Source organism: Clostridioides sp. ZZV14-6387, from assembly GCF_020657835.1.
GTDB classification, from domain to species: domain Bacteria; phylum Bacillota; class Clostridia; order Peptostreptococcales; family Peptostreptococcaceae; genus Clostridioides; species Clostridioides difficile_A.
Genome location: NZ_JAGWCW010000013.1, coordinates 16400 through 34267, shown reverse-complemented (window position 1 = coordinate 34267; position 17868 = coordinate 16400). Strand labels below are relative to the sequence as shown.

At 26.9% G+C, this 17868-nt stretch carries 22 protein-coding genes; 5 read left to right on the top strand and 17 right to left on the bottom strand.

Annotation, left to right across the window (positions count from 1 at the left end; translation table 11 throughout):
• Positions 1-15: 15 nt before the first annotated feature.
• The 6 genes from KGF38_RS09920 to KGF38_RS09895 all read right to left on the bottom strand — a co-directional run bounded on the left by KGF38_RS09920 (position 16) and on the right by KGF38_RS09895 (position 3559).
• Positions 16-462, bottom strand: coding sequence for a phage tail assembly chaperone (locus KGF38_RS09920; protein WP_054269845.1), 447 nt, complete (start codon positions 460-462; stop codon positions 16-18).
• A gap of 104 nt (positions 463-566) precedes the next feature.
• On the bottom strand, positions 567-995 hold the full coding sequence (locus tag KGF38_RS09915) for a phage tail tube protein (protein ID WP_003419646.1): 429 nt from the start codon (positions 993-995) through the stop codon (positions 567-569).
• A gap of 14 nt (positions 996-1009) precedes the next feature.
• Positions 1010-2074 (bottom strand): phage tail sheath subtilisin-like domain-containing protein, encoded by a 1065-nt coding sequence (locus KGF38_RS09910; RefSeq protein WP_074178916.1) that lies wholly within the window; start codon positions 2072-2074, stop codon positions 1010-1012.
• Positions 2075-2078: 4 nt separating this feature from the next.
• Entirely contained in the window at positions 2079-2522 is a 444-nt protein-coding gene (locus KGF38_RS09905) for a DUF6838 family protein (protein ID WP_054269843.1), read from the bottom strand.
• 249 nt (positions 2523-2771) lie between these two features.
• Entirely contained in the window at positions 2772-3212 is a 441-nt protein-coding gene (locus tag KGF38_RS09900) for a hypothetical protein (protein ID WP_054276336.1), read from the bottom strand.
• A 110-nt stretch (positions 3213-3322) separates the two neighbouring features.
• Positions 3323-3559 carry a helix-turn-helix domain-containing protein gene (locus tag KGF38_RS09895; protein WP_227832323.1) on the bottom strand — a complete coding sequence of 79 codons (237 nt, stop codon included), beginning with the start codon at positions 3557-3559 and terminating at the stop codon, positions 3323-3325.
• A 125-nt stretch (positions 3560-3684) separates the two neighbouring features.
• Between KGF38_RS09895 and KGF38_RS09890 the strand changes: the two genes are divergently transcribed.
• The 3 genes from KGF38_RS09890 to KGF38_RS09880 all read left to right on the top strand — a co-directional run bounded on the left by KGF38_RS09890 (position 3685) and on the right by KGF38_RS09880 (position 6050).
• Positions 3685-4005, top strand: a complete 321-nt coding sequence (locus tag KGF38_RS09890; RefSeq protein ID WP_054269840.1) for an XRE family transcriptional regulator — start codon at positions 3685-3687, stop codon at positions 4003-4005.
• A gap of 81 nt (positions 4006-4086) precedes the next feature.
• Positions 4087-4593: an ImmA/IrrE family metallo-endopeptidase gene (locus KGF38_RS09885; protein ID WP_054269839.1), complete on the top strand. Its 507-nt coding sequence runs from the start codon at positions 4087-4089 to the stop codon at positions 4591-4593.
• 701 nt (positions 4594-5294) lie between these two features.
• Positions 5295-6050, top strand: a complete 756-nt coding sequence (locus KGF38_RS09880) for a peptidylprolyl isomerase (RefSeq protein ID WP_054269837.1) — start codon at positions 5295-5297, stop codon at positions 6048-6050.
• A 144-nt stretch (positions 6051-6194) separates the two neighbouring features.
• On the opposite strand, the gene KGF38_RS09875 is transcribed toward KGF38_RS09880, so the two are convergent.
• The 3 genes from KGF38_RS09875 to KGF38_RS09865 all read right to left on the bottom strand — a co-directional run bounded on the left by KGF38_RS09875 (position 6195) and on the right by KGF38_RS09865 (position 8584).
• Complete coding sequence (locus tag KGF38_RS09875; RefSeq protein ID WP_021384091.1) at positions 6195-6623, bottom strand: CBS domain-containing protein; 429 nt, start codon at positions 6621-6623, stop codon at positions 6195-6197.
• Between the two features lie 423 nt (positions 6624-7046).
• Positions 7047-7247, bottom strand: a complete 201-nt coding sequence (locus KGF38_RS09870; RefSeq protein WP_003419624.1) for a cold-shock protein — start codon at positions 7245-7247, stop codon at positions 7047-7049.
• Positions 7248-7429: 182 nt separating this feature from the next.
• Positions 7430-8584 carry an amidase domain-containing protein gene (locus KGF38_RS09865; protein ID WP_074178915.1) on the bottom strand — a complete coding sequence of 385 codons (1155 nt, stop codon included), beginning with the start codon at positions 8582-8584 and terminating at the stop codon, positions 7430-7432.
• Positions 8585-8834: 250 nt separating this feature from the next.
• On the opposite strand from KGF38_RS09865, the gene KGF38_RS09860 reads away from it, so the two are divergent.
• Entirely contained in the window at positions 8835-9656 is an 822-nt protein-coding gene (locus KGF38_RS09860; RefSeq protein ID WP_074178914.1) for a pyridoxamine kinase, read from the top strand.
• A 76-nt stretch (positions 9657-9732) separates the two neighbouring features.
• Here KGF38_RS09860 and KGF38_RS09855 read toward each other — a convergent pair whose 3' ends face one another.
• The 8 genes from KGF38_RS09855 to KGF38_RS09820 all read right to left on the bottom strand — a co-directional run bounded on the left by KGF38_RS09855 (position 9733) and on the right by KGF38_RS09820 (position 16527).
• A complete protein-coding gene (locus KGF38_RS09855) occupies positions 9733-11124 on the bottom strand; it encodes a sensor histidine kinase (protein ID WP_074179048.1) in 1392 nt (463 codons plus the stop codon).
• Positions 11125-11250: 126 nt separating this feature from the next.
• The gene (locus KGF38_RS09850; RefSeq protein ID WP_054269833.1) at positions 11251-12021 is read right to left on the bottom strand and encodes a lantibiotic immunity ABC transporter MutG family permease subunit; all 771 of its coding nucleotides are present in this window, start codon (positions 12019-12021) and stop codon (positions 11251-11253) included.
• 1 nt (position 12022) lies between these two features.
• On the bottom strand, positions 12023-12742 hold the full coding sequence (locus KGF38_RS09845) for a lantibiotic immunity ABC transporter MutE/EpiE family permease subunit (RefSeq protein WP_074178913.1): 720 nt from the start codon (positions 12740-12742) through the stop codon (positions 12023-12025).
• A 1-nt stretch (position 12743) separates the two neighbouring features.
• Complete coding sequence (locus KGF38_RS09840; protein ID WP_074178912.1) at positions 12744-13451, bottom strand: lantibiotic protection ABC transporter ATP-binding protein; 708 nt, start codon at positions 13449-13451, stop codon at positions 12744-12746.
• A 123-nt stretch (positions 13452-13574) separates the two neighbouring features.
• The gene (locus KGF38_RS09835) at positions 13575-14111 is read right to left on the bottom strand and encodes a hypothetical protein (protein WP_054269830.1); all 537 of its coding nucleotides are present in this window, start codon (positions 14109-14111) and stop codon (positions 13575-13577) included.
• Positions 14112-14212: 101 nt separating this feature from the next.
• A complete protein-coding gene (locus tag KGF38_RS09830; RefSeq protein ID WP_074178911.1) occupies positions 14213-15289 on the bottom strand; it encodes a DUF4097 family beta strand repeat-containing protein in 1077 nt (358 codons plus the stop codon).
• Complete coding sequence (locus KGF38_RS09825; RefSeq protein ID WP_074178910.1) at positions 15282-16208, bottom strand: DUF1700 domain-containing protein; 927 nt, start codon at positions 16206-16208, stop codon at positions 15282-15284. Before KGF38_RS09825 ends, KGF38_RS09830 begins: the two co-directional genes overlap by 8 nt.
• The gene (locus tag KGF38_RS09820; RefSeq protein ID WP_009889116.1) at positions 16195-16527 is read right to left on the bottom strand and encodes a PadR family transcriptional regulator; all 333 of its coding nucleotides are present in this window, start codon (positions 16525-16527) and stop codon (positions 16195-16197) included. Before KGF38_RS09820 ends, KGF38_RS09825 begins: the two co-directional genes overlap by 14 nt.
• Positions 16528-16716: 189 nt before the next feature.
• Here KGF38_RS09820 and KGF38_RS09815 point away from each other — a divergent pair, with 189 nt between their 5' ends.
• Positions 16717-17847, top strand: coding sequence for an MGDG synthase family glycosyltransferase (locus KGF38_RS09815; RefSeq protein ID WP_054276327.1), 1131 nt, complete (start codon positions 16717-16719; stop codon positions 17845-17847).
• Positions 17848-17868: the final 21 nt, after the last annotated feature.

The following is a 17868-nucleotide window of genomic DNA, read 5'->3' as shown; positions in this document are numbered from 1 at the left end:
TGGTATCCGTCCCTATTAGTTTTTTACCTCTTCTATAACTGCATTTTTACCATAACCCATAATATCTTGAAGTATTCTATATAAGTTAGTAATTTCACCTGGCAGTAATAATTTTCTTGCCAATTCTTTTGGAGTTGGGGCCTTAAATTTCTCCATTAACTCCTTATTTTTAAATAGAAGCTTTCCATCCAAATCACAAATACCTTCTATTACTGTAAGCATCTGCATCTCTGGTAAATCTATATCTGTTTTCATATTTTCATCAATTTTAAGGCAAGTGTTTTGTATTTCTTCATCCTTACTTATTGTTAAAGCTCTACACATTACCTTAAACTCTTGACCAAATATATTAGATAATCTCTTAAGTTCAACTATCGTACTTGGTCTTTCTAAATTTTCTGTATCTGTATTTAAAAGTAAGTCTACTATATTTACATTCTTTGATAATCCATTTTCACTCATTATTATTTGCTCCTTTATCAATCAATTTCTATTAAATAACTACATATATCCATTAACTAAACATATTTAATAACCATCTATATTTAACAATTATCCAAGTAAAACTAAATTATATCAAGAAAGTCATATTCAGTAAATGTGAATGGAGCTTCTATCTCTCCTTTTACTCCAACTTCCCAATCAGCTAAAGTTAAATCATCAAATGCTATATTCTTTACTGCTATTCTTTCTGCCCCATAAGAATCTGGATCATTTAATTTAGATATAGCAACAAATCTGGGTTCAGAACCTCTCTTTATCTTTTCGCCAATTAATTTGTGCATTCTTGAGCTGACGTGATATAAAGTTATTGAACCTTTTCCTTTGTATCCCATATACTTTGTATCAGTACCCATTTGACCTGCTATTATAATATCTTCTTTTGTAAATTCCATCTTTGCTTGAAACTTCTTTACTTCTGCTACTTTATTTCCATCAAGCCAAAGCTCTCCCCAAGTACCACTCATTACATTTCTAGCTTCCATATTTGCCATATTAATTAATCCTCCTATATCTCTATTGATAAATCTATATCTTCCATAGCATCAAGTACCTTTATTTTCGCTTTTAAAAATACTTTAGAACCTGTATTAGCTTCTTTTATTTCCTGTAAAGTCATATAAGATAAATCTACTCCCTTTGATTTCAAGTACGATTTTTGTGCTTCAAAATCTATTTCAACTGTAGAATTAGATTCTATAAGTGCAGATTTTTCTAGCTCTTCTAAATAACTCTTTATAGCCACTATCAACAAGCATTTGTTGTCATAACTGTTAGTAATCTTTCCTATATAGTCATCTATTATAACCTTTCTTATATCACTTTGTATAATATCTAAAGTATCAACTATTTTTATCTTTTGGAACAGTTCTCCTTTTTCTTCTGTTAACTCAGTTAAAGAATTTACTCCTCTAGCAATTCTTATAGCCCCTGCTTCCTTAATAAGTGTAAGCTCTCCTTTATTAACCTTTGATTCTGCATCAATTTTAGTCATCTTAGGTATATCAACTACATCGCTAAGCTTAGTATAAGTTACTGACTGACTTAAAGGTGTCCCTGCTATAATACCTGCCACTCTACTTGTAAACTCATCAACACTATATTTCTTGTCTCCAACTAGTACATCTTCTGTAGTAAAATTAATTATACCTTCATGATTTCCTACAACTTTTCCTAATATAGCCTTAACTTTAACCTTATCTGTATCTCTAAGTTTAATTATCCAATTTTTTATAGCAGTCTTATCAACTTCTACTGCTTTAGGCATACATAGATAATTAAATTCCTTAGTCTCTAAAAAATCTAATGCAGTTTGAATATCTGCCTCTCCATCTATTACATAAGCTAATAACTTATTTGGAGTATTAACATTTCCCATCAAAGCCAAATTTATATATTCTTTATTTTCAGCAGATAAATCAGCTGGTATATCCTCTTTTTCATGTATCTCATTAAAACCTAGTGCTTTAGTGTCTTTAAGCACCATTGCAATTATTCCTCTAGCTGAACGTTCTTTAACAGTTGTAGCTAACTCCTTAAATGATATATTGATACTTGGTAATCCTATAGCCATACTATCACTCTCCTAAATTCAAATTGATTTCTTCCATATTTTCATATACTACTTCTTCTTCATATACACTATCAAGATAGTTTAATGTGATTGAAAAGTTCAATGTATATATTGACTCCTCTTTTTTGATACTTTGTTCTAGTTTTGTTATATTTAATTTTCTATCTGTTATCTTTATATTTCTGTTGAATAGCTTATTTAATTCGTCTGAGACTTCATACATTCTAATACCGTTTGATTGTGGTTTTGGCAAGTATTTTATAGAGATAACAATATCTTTGTTATTTGTATTTAACATTATAGGTGTACAAATAACTGACAATATACTTACAAAAAAACAAGACCCTTCTGAGCCTTGCACACTTTCATCATCAATAAAAACACTTTCAGTAAAGTTTTTTTTGAGAGTCTCAATAATTGTTTCTATTATTTCTTTGTATTTAAGCAAACAATCACCACTCTATCACTAAATATTTTTGCTTAATCTGATAATCTTACTATAAATGATATAAGTCATTTTTAAATACACATCTCATTTATTCTTATCAAGTATCTTCTATATTTTTAGGTAATATCATTCTTTTCAACTCATCACCTCCTTCAATATGGATTTCTTTCACAATAACATTATCTCACATATTTTATAGTCTATTGTTGTAATGGTGTATATAAAGTGTTGAAGATTTGTCCTATTTTTTTATAATATCTCGTTCAATTTAAATATCATCTTTTTCTTTAAGTTATAGCAAGAGGTTCTATCTAAATGTAATTTCATAGAAATATACGTCATATTATTTTTTGTCTTACTATTGTAAAAAAGATTAAAAAATTCCGTTTCCATATCATTTAGGCATGTTAGAGCATTTTCTATCTTTTCTTTTTCTATTTCTATATCTTCTTTTTCCATCTTTAACTTTCTTAATCTCTCTTCTTTTTTTACAACTTCATTTTCAACAGAAGAACTTATATTATATGTAGCACTAGTTTTTTCTTTATACACCATTGCTCCACATCCAGAGTATTCATTCTCACATCTTTTTATATCCAAATTAATGTTCTTTATCTTTATATCCAAATATTTATAATTATGTAATCTTTCATCTGTTTCTTTAAATAATATCTCTTTTTTGTTTTCCATAGTATTTCTCCTTTTTATAAGCTTATTATTAACTTCTAATTTGCAATAATCCCTTTACTGTATATCTTTTTTACTAATCCTATAACATTCAAGAACATTTTGTTCTATAACTATATAAAAAAAACTTCATCTATATTTTGTTCTAAAATATTAGAAATTTTCTTAGCCATAAGAAGTCCAGGATTTTTTATACCTCTTTCTATTTGAGATATATAGTCATTTGTAATTCCTGCCTTTTTAGCAAGTTGAATTTGTGTCATACCTTTACATTTTCTATAATATTTCAAATTGTTTTTAAACATAATCTTCATACCTCCATCACTATTAAGAATATTTTGTTCTTCCATATTCACATTATATAGAATTATTTGTTCTTTATCAATAGATTTTAGAAAAAAACATTCTTTTTATGCTTTCATAGTTTTATTTTTTAGAACAATTTGTTATAATCTATACATAAGGTGGTGTTATAATGTTTGCCAAAAGATTACGAGAACTTAGAAAGGAATTTGGATTGACTCAAAGAGAACTTGGCGAAAAAGTAGGAGTTTCTCAGAGAGTCTTAGGATACTATGAAACAGAAAACAGATTTCCTGATGAACATATTTTAAATAAATTAGCTGATGTGTTTAATGTGTCAGTTGATTACCTTCTTGGAAGAACCTTAGTTAAGGAAAATATTGACACAGTAGCTGCACATAGAAAAAATCCACATGAAGAATTACCTGAAGAAGCACAAGAACAACTTAATGAGTATATAGAATTTTTACTAAATAAATATAAAAAAAAATAAACCACATGATGAGCAGTCTATTTTTCTGCTCTTTTAATATAATTTCAAAACAAACATACATTCTATTTTAGGGGGATTTTTATGAATAATTTGGATAAGCTCTTTGAATTAGCGTCTCAAGAAGAGATAATAATTCATTATACCACTTATATTGCAGGTGATTTAGAAGGGCTCTATATAAATAAACATGGTATGAAAATCATATCATTACTCAGTAATTTAAAACAAAATACAAAAAAACTTACATCTATCTTAGCTGAGGAGCTTGGTCATCATTTCACTAGCTTTGGATACTATGTATCTTCTTATAACGATTATTATACAAAAATCGTTATAGATAAATGTGAAAATAAGGCCTTAAAATGGGCCTGTGAATTCTTAATTACTGAGGAAGATATAATAAACATAATTAATTCTGGCATCACTTGCGTTTACGAAATGGCAGATATATTTAATGTAGATATTAATTTTTTTCAAAAAAGATTGGAATTCCTATCATTAAAAAAACAGTCTTTATCACTTGGAAGCAATAAATATCTAATATTAACCAACTTGCCATATTTCTACATATTTGATCCAATTTCATAATAAAAATAATAGCAATTTCAATTAATCTAACAGTAAAATCTATATATTTATTTTAACAAATTTTGGTTTCTATAAATTCAATATTAATATATAATAATGGTATTACATTATTTAAAATTCTAAAAACAAATATATGCTTTTGTTAAGAAAGGTTGTTTGATGAATGTATAAAGAAAAGTTGTTTGATAATTATTTTAAGTTCTTAGCATTATTTTTTTGGCCAATTATGTGGTATAAGTGGATAGTAATTTCAAATGGAACTATTGAAAACATATTATTTACCGTATATGCAATTGTCGCAATTGGTTTCATCATTTTATATTCAGTGTTTATGATAAAATATAAAGACATTACACAAATAGATTTCTTTTACAGGATAAGTACTCTACTTGCTTTTATATTTACTCTTTTTAGCTTTTTAATATATCCAAAGAGTTTATCTTTCCTATATTTAAAGATAATTTTTACTGGGATATATTTTTATTACTCAATGGTAAAAACACTTAAATTTAAACATGAAGAGGGTGTGGTAGGTATTATGAGCTCACTTTTATTGATTGTAATAACTTTGTTCTACTAAATTTAATTCTATTTGACTTAATATGACTTTAAATATTAGACATCTACATTGTTTTCTGATATTATTTAAGATGGTAGTTTTTATATTAATAATGAAATACACTATAAAGGAGTTAACTATTATGGAAAAAAAAGTTTTAGCAACAGTTGGAGAAAAAGAAATAACTAATATTGATATTGAAAATGCATTAAAATCATTAGACCCTTATCAAGCTATGCAATTTAAAACTGAAGAAGGTAAAAAGCACTTGTTAAATGATTTAGTAAACCAAGAATTATTCTTATTAGATGCTAAAGACGAAAAATTAAATGAAGAAGAAATATTCAAGTCAGAAATGAAAAAGATAGAAGAAAATGTATTAAAGCAATTTGCTATAAATAAAGTTTTATCTAGTGTTAATGTGACAGAAGATGAAAAAGTAGAATTTTTCGAAGCTAACAAGAGTTCTTTCTCTAAGCCAGAAAGTGCAACTGCTAAACATATATTAGTAGATAGTGATGAAAAAGCTAAAGAAATACTTGCTCAAATAAAATCAGAAGAAATATCTTTTGAAGATGCAGCTGTTAAACATTCTTCTTGTCCATCTAAAGACATGGGTGGTGATTTAGGAACATTCGGTAGAGGACAAATGGTTCCTGAATTTGAAGAAGCTGTATTCTCTATGGCTAAAGGTGAAGTAAGTGAGCCAGTTAAGACTCAATTTGGATATCACATAATAAAATTAGAAGACCTTCAAGAAAGCACAGAATCTTCATTTGATGAAGCTAAAGCTGAAGTTGAAAAAAGTTTATTATACCAAAAGCAAAATGAGGTTTATGGAAATAAAATAAATGCTCTTAATGCTAAATATGGAAACCTTGTAAAATACAACGATTAATCGTAAAACGGCGTATAAAAAAAGCTGTCTTTTCACAATTTTTATTGTAAAAGACAGCTTCTTATATTAAAATTTTAATTTTTAATTTCAGATTTTTATTCTTTTATTATAAAGAACTTAGCTTAAAAAATTTCAATAAGATTTTTAATTATCATTAGCTAGATTTTTATATCCTCGTATTATCTCATAACAATAACCTATAACATCTCTTCTTTTTATTATCCCAATAAATGTATCTTGGTCATCTATAACAGGAATAAAATTTTGATTTAAAGATTTTATAACTAAATCTTCTATATCTGCATTGATGGAAACAGGAGAATTATCCATTTTTCTATTAATATCTGTCACAGGAACATCTTCCAATCCTTTTAAGTCCAGATTTAAGTCGTTTTTTAATGTCCATAAAAAATCACCTTCTGTTATAGTCCCAATGTATTTACCATCCTTACTTATTATTGGAATTGCAGAGTATTTGTGATATTCCATTTTTTCTAGGGCTTGCCTTATAGTGTAGTCTTCATATATATATGCCACTTCACTTTTTGGTGTTAGAAAGAATAATATGTTCATTACACTACCCACCGTTACTGAAAACTTATAAATATTATTGAATATTTATAATGTTACTTTTTTGCAGTAACTTTCTCCTTTCTTATTTTCTAAGTATTCTTAAATACTATACGCTGTAACAAGCGTTTTTCCTTTGGTCATTTTAATCTTGTTTATGCTTTATTAATATTTTTATATGGTCTATCAGTATCACTTATTCTCTTTTTAGCAAAATTAACTAAAAATCAATTGACTTAAACTTAGCCATAATAAATTTACTCTACAATATCAATTTTAACATATTTATCTTATTATTAATGCTTTTATTTTAATAAATTTAATTTATTTTGCAATTTATTTTATTTACAAAAAATGAAAAAACCGCTAAATGATTAGCGGCTTATCTCTCATATTACTAGAACACTAATATATATGAATTTTTAATTATAATCTAACTACGTTAGCAGCTTGAGGACCTTTAGCTCCATCTACTACTTCGAATTCAACACTTTGTCCTTCTTCTAATGTTTTGTATCCGTCTCCAGTTATAGCTGAGAAATGTACGAAAACATCTCCTTCACCTTCTACAGATATAAATCCAAATCCTTTTTCATTGTTAAACCATTTAACTACACCAGTTTTCATTAATAAATCCTCCTAAAAAAACACAATTATTTAGCTACTCTTTTCTGTAACCTTAGTACTACTCTATCATATATAGCTATGTTTGTCAATTATTATTATTTTTATACATTAATAATCATTTTTTTTACTTTATAATATTAAGCCATTATTCTCTTTTATACTTTATTTTTCTTTATAGATTTTTAATAATTTATTTTTATTATATGGAATCTTATGGACTTATCACTCCAACCTAAATCCCATGGAACCAGCATTCTATCAGTATTATGACATGTTACCAAAGGATATCCTCTTGAATCTAATCCTGTTACTGTTGAAACATGTGTTATTCTGCCTTTTTTCTCATATCCGACAAAATCTCCTGGACGTAGATTATAAGCCTGTTTATAAACTTCTTCATAGGAGCCTTTTGCTATTAATGAACCTCTTCCGCTATAGAGAGAATAATTTTTAAAGGCTTGTGCATTTACCCATGCTTTTGTACCTGCTCTTTCACTATAATTCCAAATTGAGTTCTTCTTAAACCTTCCACTTTCAAACATTATCTGTGATGCAAAATTTGCGCAATCTCCACCTTCTGGATTATAATCTCTATAGTTTGGATTAAATTTCATACCATGTTCCTCATCAGCTGCTGCTCCACAGTATTTGTGTGCATAATCTATAGCCTTTTTTTGCTCATCTGTAAGTTGTAACTCTACACCATTTTGTTGACCAATATAGTTTCTTATATCATCAGATTTTATGTTTTCTAAATTTAAAGAATCTGCAAAAGGATCTGTATACCACTCTTTAGTTATGACATACTGATTATCCATAATTTTTACATTTAGATAATGATATGTACCTATTCTAAAGACATTTTCTTTGTCCTTTTGATTTTCATATGAATATTTATACTCAGTCGATACAGAGCAGATTATACCATATAGGTATTTTTCTTTTTCCTTTATCTTTTTAACCTTAACCCTTGTTTTTATGTCCTTAAATTTTACACCTTGTTTACTGGACCAATTCTCTAAATACTTCATCTTCTTTACTTCATTTTCATAAGCCCAAAGACCAAACTTTTTATCTGTCTCATAAAGACCTTTTAAAATATTTTCATTTTTCTCTAATATTGCCTTATTTCTGTAATCAAATAAGTTTTCAAGCAATAGTTTATATTGGTCTTTTACATCATCACCTTCAACAGTTGCAGATTCTATGACTTTTTCTTCCATATTTTTAATACTTAAATCATTAACTAGAAATACACCTGCTGTAGTAGCTAAAGACAAAAATACAAATGCCATTATACCTTTGATGTACTTATTCTTATTTTTCAGTATTTTCAAAGCTACACCTCCCAAATAGTACACCTTACAAATGAAATTACAAAGAATATTCTGTCACATATAATAATTTTCATATTTAATAATTCTCTATTCTATTATGTCCAATATTAAAAATTAATTGTATCGATACACTGTTTTTTTTACAATTTTTTATTTTATAATCAACTTTTTTCTTTTTTTTATAGTAATATATATGTATATAAATATTTTGGCATCATTATAATTAATACATACTAATGGAGGGTTTTTTATGCAAAAAAAAGTCGCAGCAATTAATGACTTATCTGGAATAGGAAAATGTTCATTATCAGTTGCTATACCTATACTTTCAGCATTAAAGGTTCAATGTTGTCCATTTCCAACAGCTATACTTTCAAGTCAAACTGGTTATCCTGAATTTACTTTTTTAGATTGTACTGATGAAATGGTAAGATATTCAAATGTTTGGAAAAATTTAAAAGTCAACTTTGACAGTATATATAGTGGTTTTTTAGGTTCAAAACACCAAATCGAAATAGTGGCTAATTTTATAAATGATTATCCTAATGCTTTTATCGTAGTTGACCCTGTTATGGGTGATAATGGAGTAATGTATCCAATCTTTACAGAAGAAATGAGACAAGAAATCAAAGAATTAGTTAAACATTCAGATTTAACTACGCCTAATTTAACAGAAGCTTGTTTTTTAACTGGAAATGACTATACAAAAAGTGACTATAATAGAGAAGAACTTATACATATTGCAAAAGCTGTATCTGATTTAGGACCTAGCAAGGTTGTTATTACTGGTATATTAGAAGATGATAATATATTAAATTTAGCCTATGATAGAGATAATGACCATGTATTTTTTACATCAGTTAAATACAATAACTGCTCTTATAGTGGAACAGGAGACATATTCACATCTATCCTTTGTGGTATGTTAGTAAATAAACACGACTTAGGAGTGGCTGTTAATACAGCAACAGATTTCATATATAAAACTATAAATTATACATCTCAATTTGACACTGATAGAAATGATGGAGTTATGTTTGAAAACTTTTTATCAGATTTAACTAGTATATAAATTTCAAAAAAATTATCCATTTTATAAATACCTATAGACCACAAAATCTAGGTATTTACAAAATGGATATTATTTATTAAATCATTGGTATTTCAATTGTTACCATAGCGCCTCCAGTTTTTATAGAGTTTTCAATATTTAAAATCCCATTATGTTTTTGTACAATATTATTTACAATATAAAGACCCATGCCATAATGAGATTTAGAGTTTCTACTTAAATCTCCTGTATAAAATTGTTCTGTAGCTTTTGACAAATCTGCTTTAGAAAAACCACTTCCACAATCTGTAACCACAAATTTTAAGTATTTATTACTTAGTGATACACTTATGTATAGTTTGCTCTGGCTTGGTGAATAATCTATAGCATTTGAAATTATATTCATAATGGCTCTAAATAATAATTCTTTATCTATAGTTATACTTTCAGGCAAATTATCTTGTTTAGAAAACTCAACATCTAAGTTTTGTGTACGAGCTAATGCTTCTATTTGAATCAAGACATCTTCTATAAATTCACTTACATTAATTACTTCTTTATTTAATACATAACCAGCCTCTGTTTTTGATATGTCTATTAGTGTATTAATATATTTTTCTATTTGGGTGACACCTTTTGCTATGTATTCCATGTACTCTGATAACTCTGGATTTTCATTTATTTCAATTAATAAATCAGTATTTCCATGTATAATAGTCAATGGTGTTTTTATATCATGTGCTAATGCAGATATCTGTTCCTTACGATTCTCTTCTAACATCCACTGTTTTTCTAAAGAATCTTTTAAAGCTGACTTCATTTTATCCATAGAAAAAAGAACATTATTGATTTCACAAATTTTACTAGATTCTACAATAAAATTTAAATCCTGCTGTTCTATTTTTTCTGTAGTATTTTTTAAAAGTTCCATTTCAGCATTTAATTTTTTGCCAAATAATTTTGATAGTATAATAATTTCAATAAGAAATATTATACTAAAAATAATCATTCCTAATAGTTCTGGCTTTGGTAAATATGTCCTTAAAGTTGGAGAAACAAATTCTACTACTATACTATAACGTATTATGCAAACTTCATTTTCTCTGGACAATTTGATATAGTTTTTTGATGACTTGATAGTCCTTCTTTCAAAACCTTGCATTAAATCCCATACTTCTTTTGACTCATCCTTATTGAAAGTTCCTGAAATTACTTTGCCATTTAAAGTATACACTCCATACTCACATGAATCTGGAATTAAATCTTTAGTTACTTGTTTACTTGAAATAATTTTATCTTTATTTTCATAGATTTGTTTTTCCGTATAATTGGCAGGTAATATTATATTTAATGATAATAATATAGGAAATGATAATATCAATATAGATACTAAGACAACGGTTATAGCAAAGAATAAAGATAAATATCTTACAAAAACGGTTCTAAGTGTTACAACCTTTTTATTATTAGACTTTTTACCTACAAGTATCCTCACCACCTCCTCCAAACTTTAATTAGTTTATAGTTAATTACAAACTAGCTTTTGATTTGATTATTTTTATCACTAGACTATATTCTAACATAATAATATGAGTAAATAGTAACTTTTTTATTTTTATTCTTCAGACTTTTTACCCTCCCATTTAGAAAACCATATACATAAAATTATAAATGCTAAAATGGTTACAAATCCACATACTAATCCTATTGATTGATATTCTTTAAATGATTCAACTTTAATATATTCAATTGTCTTAGAACTTGAAAAAGATGACCAAATACTTATAAATCTAACACCCCATACACAAGGAATATAAGGCCAAATTCTAGTACCTAATCCAGTTAATAACACTGCTGAAAGTAAAGTTTCTACTATACCCACTCCAATTGAGGCTCCTTTTCCGAATCTTAAACTTAAGAATAAATGTAATATATATACAAATAAATTACTCCCAACTAAAATTAAAATTGAAATCACATAAAAATCTAATGTAAAATAAACCTCATTAGAAATACTAGATACACCAAATTTAAAACCTAATACAGATACTAGTGTCGCTCCAAAACCAAGGCATATTAATATTATATACTTACTTATAAGTGTAAGATATTTTGGATTAGATGATGTTAACATATGTTTATAACTTCCTGAATAATATTCTTGTTCAATACATAATGAACACATAATACTTGATAATAAAGGAAAAGCTATTGCTATAACTTGTAAATATGCAGCTATCTTTGATATATCATCAGCACTTGAATACTTATAATATCCTAAACACAGTCCCATACCTATCAAAGCAATGCAAAAGTGCATTAGTATTATAAAAGTTCGCTTTAATTTTATTAAATCAGAAAAAAAAATTCTTACTAGTTGTTCCATATTACTTCACCTCTCTATTATTAAACCAAGCATTTGTAACTAAAGAAAGCACTATAAATAAAACAAGAGATATTAACACTCCTGGCAAAATTACATTACTATTTAAAAACTCACTTCCTTCTGGTACAGGAAGTCCATTTGGTAGAATATGCAATACAGGAGCCATTAATCGTGTAGTAATTGAATACGGAAATATGTACCATATTTCTGTAGTCGAAAAAACTGCAACACCAATAATAGTAAAAAACATGTTTATTATAATTGTAATAAACAAACCAAATTTTGAAGCTAAAAACATACAAAGAGGAATCTGCCACATAAATAATAAAACTAATAATATGGTTCCAATAATATTTTGACTTATTGAAATAACTTCCTTATATACTATCCCAACAAGAACTATACCTATCATAAAAATAATTGATGTTATAAAACAGCAGATAATGCAATAAAGTATTTTTCCAGTCCAAACATCTTTTTTTTCAATTGGTAATGATAAAATACCACGATACTTCTTTTTTTCATCTTTTTGTACTATTAGGGAAGAAATCAATGTTAATGCCCCTGGAAGAAACATAGTATACCACCAATTGTAAACACCATTTTGTCCTCCACCAAATAAAAATACAATAATTATAGAAAATACTGGGGCTATCCATATCAATCTAATTCCAAAAGTTCTTTTCATTTTTTGAAATTCTGCTCTAACTAATTTTTCCATATTAATTTCCTTTCTTTCTATTTTCAGCTACTACTTTCATAAAAAGCTCTTCTAAGTTTTCTTCTTTTGATATCTTTCCTTGATAACCTATTACTCCATTAGAAATTATTCCTATTTCATCTACAATTTGCTCAACTTCAGATAAAATATGGCTTGATAAAATAACTGTAATTCCTTCCTTTGGAAAAGAACGAATCAATTCTCTAAGCTCTTCAATACCAATAGGGTCAAGACCATTTGTAGGCTCATCTAAGATTAAAAGTTTTGGGTGATTTAATAATGCAATAGCAATGCCAAGACGTTGCTTCATCCCTAGAGAAAATTGACCTGAACGCTTTTTAAAAGTATCTCTTAAATCAACAATTTTTAAGACTTCTTCAATACGAGAATCTGGTAGGCCTAATAAAGTAGTATGAACTTTTAAATTTTCTCTTGCTGTTAAATTTTCATATATAGCAGGAGACTCAATAAGAGAACCAATATATGCTAGGTCTTTTCTAGTCCATTTATGTCCCTCAAACATTATTTTTCCTGAAGTCGCATTTAAAATCCCAGTTATCATTTTTAATAAAGTAGACTTTCCAGCTCCATTTGGCCCTAATAATCCGTAAATAGAATTAGGTCTAATTTTTATTGAAATATTATCAACTGCAACCTCATTCTTAAACTTTTTAGTAACTCCCCTTAACTCTAAAATATAATTACTCATAATTTTCATCCTTTCTTTTATCGAACTTGTTTACAAGAATCATTCTAAATCATAAATATAAGGATTTTATAAGGATTAAAAATTAATAAAAAAAATGATGTGTTTTTTTAAACACATCATTTTTTATATTAACTCTATTAATTTTCCATTATAGTATATTTCTACTTCTTCAATCCAGATACTATCATCATCTTCTTGGATGACATTTTTGATAATATTGTTTATAGTATATTTTATATTTTGTTCATTTAAATAATCGTCTTTCCAAGAAACCCTACTTTTTTTATCTGGTTCTATTAAACTTATTCTAACGAGTCTGTCTTTTTCCTTAACTTCTACTTCCATATCTAAACCATTAAAATATTCATTTGATAATGTATCTAAGATTAATTGTAACTTATCTTTAAGTGTACTTTCTACATCAATTTGTAAGTATTTTACTATTTTATCATCTTTTGAAATTATCTCTATGGGTATTTTAGTAGTAGTCTTAGGATTAATTATTTTACTAGTTGCTTCTTCTTCGACACTCTCATCCTTCTTTACAACTGCTGACTCATTAGAATCAACCAATTCAACTGTGCTGATGCTATAATCCATACATGCTGTACTCGATAAAGTAGTAGCAATTATTAAAAAACTTACTGCTATTTTATTCATAAGTATCCCTCTCCTAATTCTCTTTCGATACTTATTATACCATAGTATAGATTATATTTTTATACTTTTAAGCCAATTTATCAATTATTGTAGTAAATTTTTTACAGTTCTAATCGATTTGAATTTATTTTTATAGTATATTCTTGTTCTAAATTCGACATATTTTTATTCAAAAGCCCTTTTATTTCTCTAATATTTTTATACTTATTACTATGTTCATAGTCAGACGAATCATTACTATATTCTTCATCGCTACTATACTCTTCATCATTATTAAATTCTTCTATTACTTCTTTTGCCTTTATATCACAATTAAATTTATACTTATCTACTGGTAAATTAAGACTTACCTTAGAATTTGGAACTTCTATATTCAGATGCTTAGCAATTGGCAAATTAGAATCTAAATTAAATTCATTATCATAATGTGAATTTCTACTTATTTTTTCATTTATATTTACATTTTCAGGTATATAATCTTCTACATTATTGATAAACACATCTTCATATTCTGAAGATATATCTAATGATTCTGATTCTATATTTACATTTTTAACACCTAAAATTGACTTTGTTAATAAGTCAATATTACTATTAGATATTAAATTCAAAGTCTCTAATTTATTTACATTATTTTCTGTTATAACTCTTCCAAAGCTTCCATAAGAAGTCTTATATGTTATATTATTTGAAGCTACATTATCATATACCAATAAATATGAACTTACACTTGATACATTTACGTCTACATTATTTGGTACATATATTACAAGTTCTCTATAATCATGTGAAAACATATTATCTATAGATGTATTTAGTAACTGGTCGAAATTTTTAATCCTTTTAAGCTGATTTTCATATTTTCTTTCACCTTTTACCACTAAAGTTTTATCTTTTAAAGTAACATTATACTTGTAAAACTCATTATTTCCTTTTGTTGTTACACGCACATCTTCACTTGCATGTTTCTTTATCGTAATATTTATATTGTCAACAGATACATCTAACTTGTCAATATTTACTTTTTCTTGATAAAGTTTATTTTCTTTTTTAAATTCAGCTTCCTTTTCTAGCCCAAAGTTTATTAAGCTTGGCATAACTAAAATACCTGACCATGTCGTTCCAATTATGCCTATTACCAATAATACTGCAGCAAATATGGCAAGTTTCTTATTCATGTTTATCTTCTCCTTTCTTATCATCTAAATCTTCAAAATCCTTATACATTGCCTCAAAGTTTATACTATCATCATAATCATCAGTTTTTTTAATACTTTCTTCTTTTGTATTATAATAGTCATTACTATATAAATCTTCATTAATATCTTTATTCAAGTCTTCATCTCTTAAAATATCTTTATTTCTTTTTTCCATTTTTTCATTTGCATTTATATAAATATTTTTTCTCTTTATCCAATTTATATAGCTACTTACCAACTGTTTCCCTAATTTTATAACAAACAGTAAAATTTGCCATGCAAGTATTTCAAGTCCTACAAATGCTATAATCGCAAATATACAAAACATCGTAATATCTGGAACCATTGTTATAAACTTAATCACAAATGGAATTGATATAACAAAAGCAATCAATGTACATATTAATCCAATAGCGACAGATACAATTGCACATACGAATGCGAATGCTGGAATAATTAAGAATAAAGATAATGCTACTAATAATACCTTTATAACTTGCCTAGATAAACCTCCAACACCTTCTTCTATACTTGGTGTAAGCTTATCATTTATATTTTCCTTTGATTTGTTGTATTTTTCTTTAGCCTCATCTTTTAAGATAGAATAACCCTTTTTCATATCTGACTTAAATTTACTAAATTTATCGTTTAAAACATCTGTATTTATTATTTTTTCTTCTTCAGTATCTTTTTCTTTAGTCTGTAAGATAAGTTCTCTTGCTATAGATTTTGGTGAACCAAGTGATGCTATTATCTCCATATCACTCTTTCCTTCTATAAGACCATCTACAAAATACTCTTCATAATCTCTCAATATATCATTAACTTCGCTCTCAGAAAAATCTTTTTTTAGATAATCCTTTAAAATTTCAAGAAACTCAGTTTTATTCAAGTTCATTACCTCCCTCATCTTCACTTATTAAAATCTCAACAGCCTTTACAAATTCTCTCCACTCTTCCATTAGATTGGATAAATTTTCTTTTCCTAGTGAAGTTATTCTATAGTATTTTCTAGCAGGACCTTCATTAGATTCTAGTATATATGTTTCGAAATACAAATCTTTTGTAAGTCTTCTTAGAATAGGATATATTGTTCCTTCATTTACATCTATTACTTTAGAGATATTATGTACTATTTCATATCCATACATATCCTTTTTAGATATTAGTGCAAGTACACAAATTTCTAAAACACCCTTTCTAAATTGTGTGTTCATATACTCCATCCTTTCTTTAAATACACAGTATTGTGTTTTACAAGGTACTATGTTAAAACTTCTTATATTTTCATAATAACACAGTACTATGTCTTACACAATAGTTATTTTTAAATATTATTGTTGATTAAATTCTTCTATAAATGTATAATACTCTAATCAGATATATTTTATGAAAGTGGTGATAAATTGGCTAAAACGAAAGAAGATAAAACAATATTAATCTTAACTGCTCAATTTGGTGCTGGCCATATAAGTGCTGCAAAAGCAGTAAAAGAATGCATTATTGAAAAATATAGTAACTACAATGTTGTTATACAAAATTTTATAAATGCAAGTATACCTATGATGAATAAGCCTATGGTAAAACTTTATGAGAACAATACAAAATATACTCCAGGATTATATAATTACTATTATTATTTTAAGAAATCGTTTGATTCAAGACATGATTTCTCTCATAAATTATATACACCTAAACTTTCTGAGTATATTTCTGATATAAATCCAGATTTAATTATCTCTACATTTCCACTAGCAGCTGCTTGTGTAAATAATTTTAAGATAAAAAATCCTGATATAAATATACCAACACTTACAGTTATAACAGACGTTGTAGATAGTATGGAGTGGGTTTTTGAGCATACAGATTTGTATTTTGTTCCATCTCCTGAAATAAAAAATAGATTTTTTCAAAAGGGGATAAATCCAGACTCTATAAAGGTTACTGGTGTTCCTGTAGATAAGAGATTCCAAATTGAAAGTAAAGAACTCTGTCATGATAAATACAGATTACTACTTCTTGGAGGAGGACGAGGTCTGTTCGATATAGATGAGGATTTTATGCATTGGATAGATGAATTTATTGAAGAACATATTGATTCTATAGAAATTACAATAGTTACAGGCAAAAACAAAAAATTATATGACACATTAACTTATAAAAAACCTTTAAAAAATATAAAAGTACTTGGATTTGTAAATGATATGTATAATCTAATAAGAGAATGTGACTTAATGTTAACTAAACCTGGAGGAGCAACTATATTTGAAGCTATCCAGTCACAAACTCCAGTACTTGTAAAAATGCCAAAGGTCGGACAAGAGATTGAAAATGCTAAGTTTATAATAGATAAAGGACTTGGGATGATTTATAGTGATGACTTAGACCTTAAGAATATATTTTATAAATTAGTATCAAATGAATTTGACTCTATAATAAACTTTATGAAGAAAAATTTAGAAGAGTTTAAAACAGTCATTCACCCAGATGAAATTGCTGATTATATCTCAGAATTAATAGATACTCATTACAATTAGTATGTTATTATAAAACTTAAA

Coding starts and splice junctions, on each gene's coding strand:
- KGF38_RS09870 (WP_003419624.1), bottom strand. CDS start 7,247: ATGAAAACTGGTGTAGTTAAATGGTTTAACAATGAAAAAGGATTTGGA.
- KGF38_RS09895 (WP_227832323.1), bottom strand. CDS start 3,559: ATGGAAGAACAAAATATTCTTAATAGTGATGGAGGTATGAAGATTATG.
- KGF38_RS09835 (WP_054269830.1), bottom strand. CDS start 14,111: ATGAATAAAATAGCAGTAAGTTTTTTAATAATTGCTACTACTTTATCG.
- KGF38_RS09880 (WP_054269837.1), top strand. CDS start 5,295: ATGGAAAAAAAAGTTTTAGCAACAGTTGGAGAAAAAGAAATAACTAAT.
- KGF38_RS09840 (WP_074178912.1), bottom strand. CDS start 13,451: ATGAGTAATTATATTTTAGAGTTAAGGGGAGTTACTAAAAAGTTTAAG.
- KGF38_RS09885 (WP_054269839.1), top strand. CDS start 4,087: ATGAATAATTTGGATAAGCTCTTTGAATTAGCGTCTCAAGAAGAGATA.
- KGF38_RS09820 (WP_009889116.1), bottom strand. CDS start 16,527: ATGAACACACAATTTAGAAAGGGTGTTTTAGAAATTTGTGTACTTGCA.
- KGF38_RS09860 (WP_074178914.1), top strand. CDS start 8,835: ATGCAAAAAAAAGTCGCAGCAATTAATGACTTATCTGGAATAGGAAAA.
- KGF38_RS09900 (WP_054276336.1), bottom strand. CDS start 3,212: ATGGAAAACAAAAAAGAGATATTATTTAAAGAAACAGATGAAAGATTA.
- KGF38_RS09850 (WP_054269833.1), bottom strand. CDS start 12,021: ATGGAACAACTAGTAAGAATTTTTTTTTCTGATTTAATAAAATTAAAG.
- KGF38_RS09845 (WP_074178913.1), bottom strand. CDS start 12,742: ATGGAAAAATTAGTTAGAGCAGAATTTCAAAAAATGAAAAGAACTTTT.
- KGF38_RS09830 (WP_074178911.1), bottom strand. CDS start 15,289: ATGAATAAGAAACTTGCCATATTTGCTGCAGTATTATTGGTAATAGGC.
- KGF38_RS09915 (WP_003419646.1), bottom strand. CDS start 995: ATGGCAAATATGGAAGCTAGAAATGTAATGAGTGGTACTTGGGGAGAG.
- KGF38_RS09920 (WP_054269845.1), bottom strand. CDS start 462: ATGAGTGAAAATGGATTATCAAAGAATGTAAATATAGTAGACTTACTT.
- KGF38_RS09825 (WP_074178910.1), bottom strand. CDS start 16,208: ATGAACTTGAATAAAACTGAGTTTCTTGAAATTTTAAAGGATTATCTA.
- KGF38_RS09910 (WP_074178916.1), bottom strand. CDS start 2,074: ATGGCTATAGGATTACCAAGTATCAATATATCATTTAAGGAGTTAGCT.
- KGF38_RS09890 (WP_054269840.1), top strand. CDS start 3,685: ATGTTTGCCAAAAGATTACGAGAACTTAGAAAGGAATTTGGATTGACT.
- KGF38_RS09875 (WP_021384091.1), bottom strand. CDS start 6,623: ATGAACATATTATTCTTTCTAACACCAAAAAGTGAAGTGGCATATATA.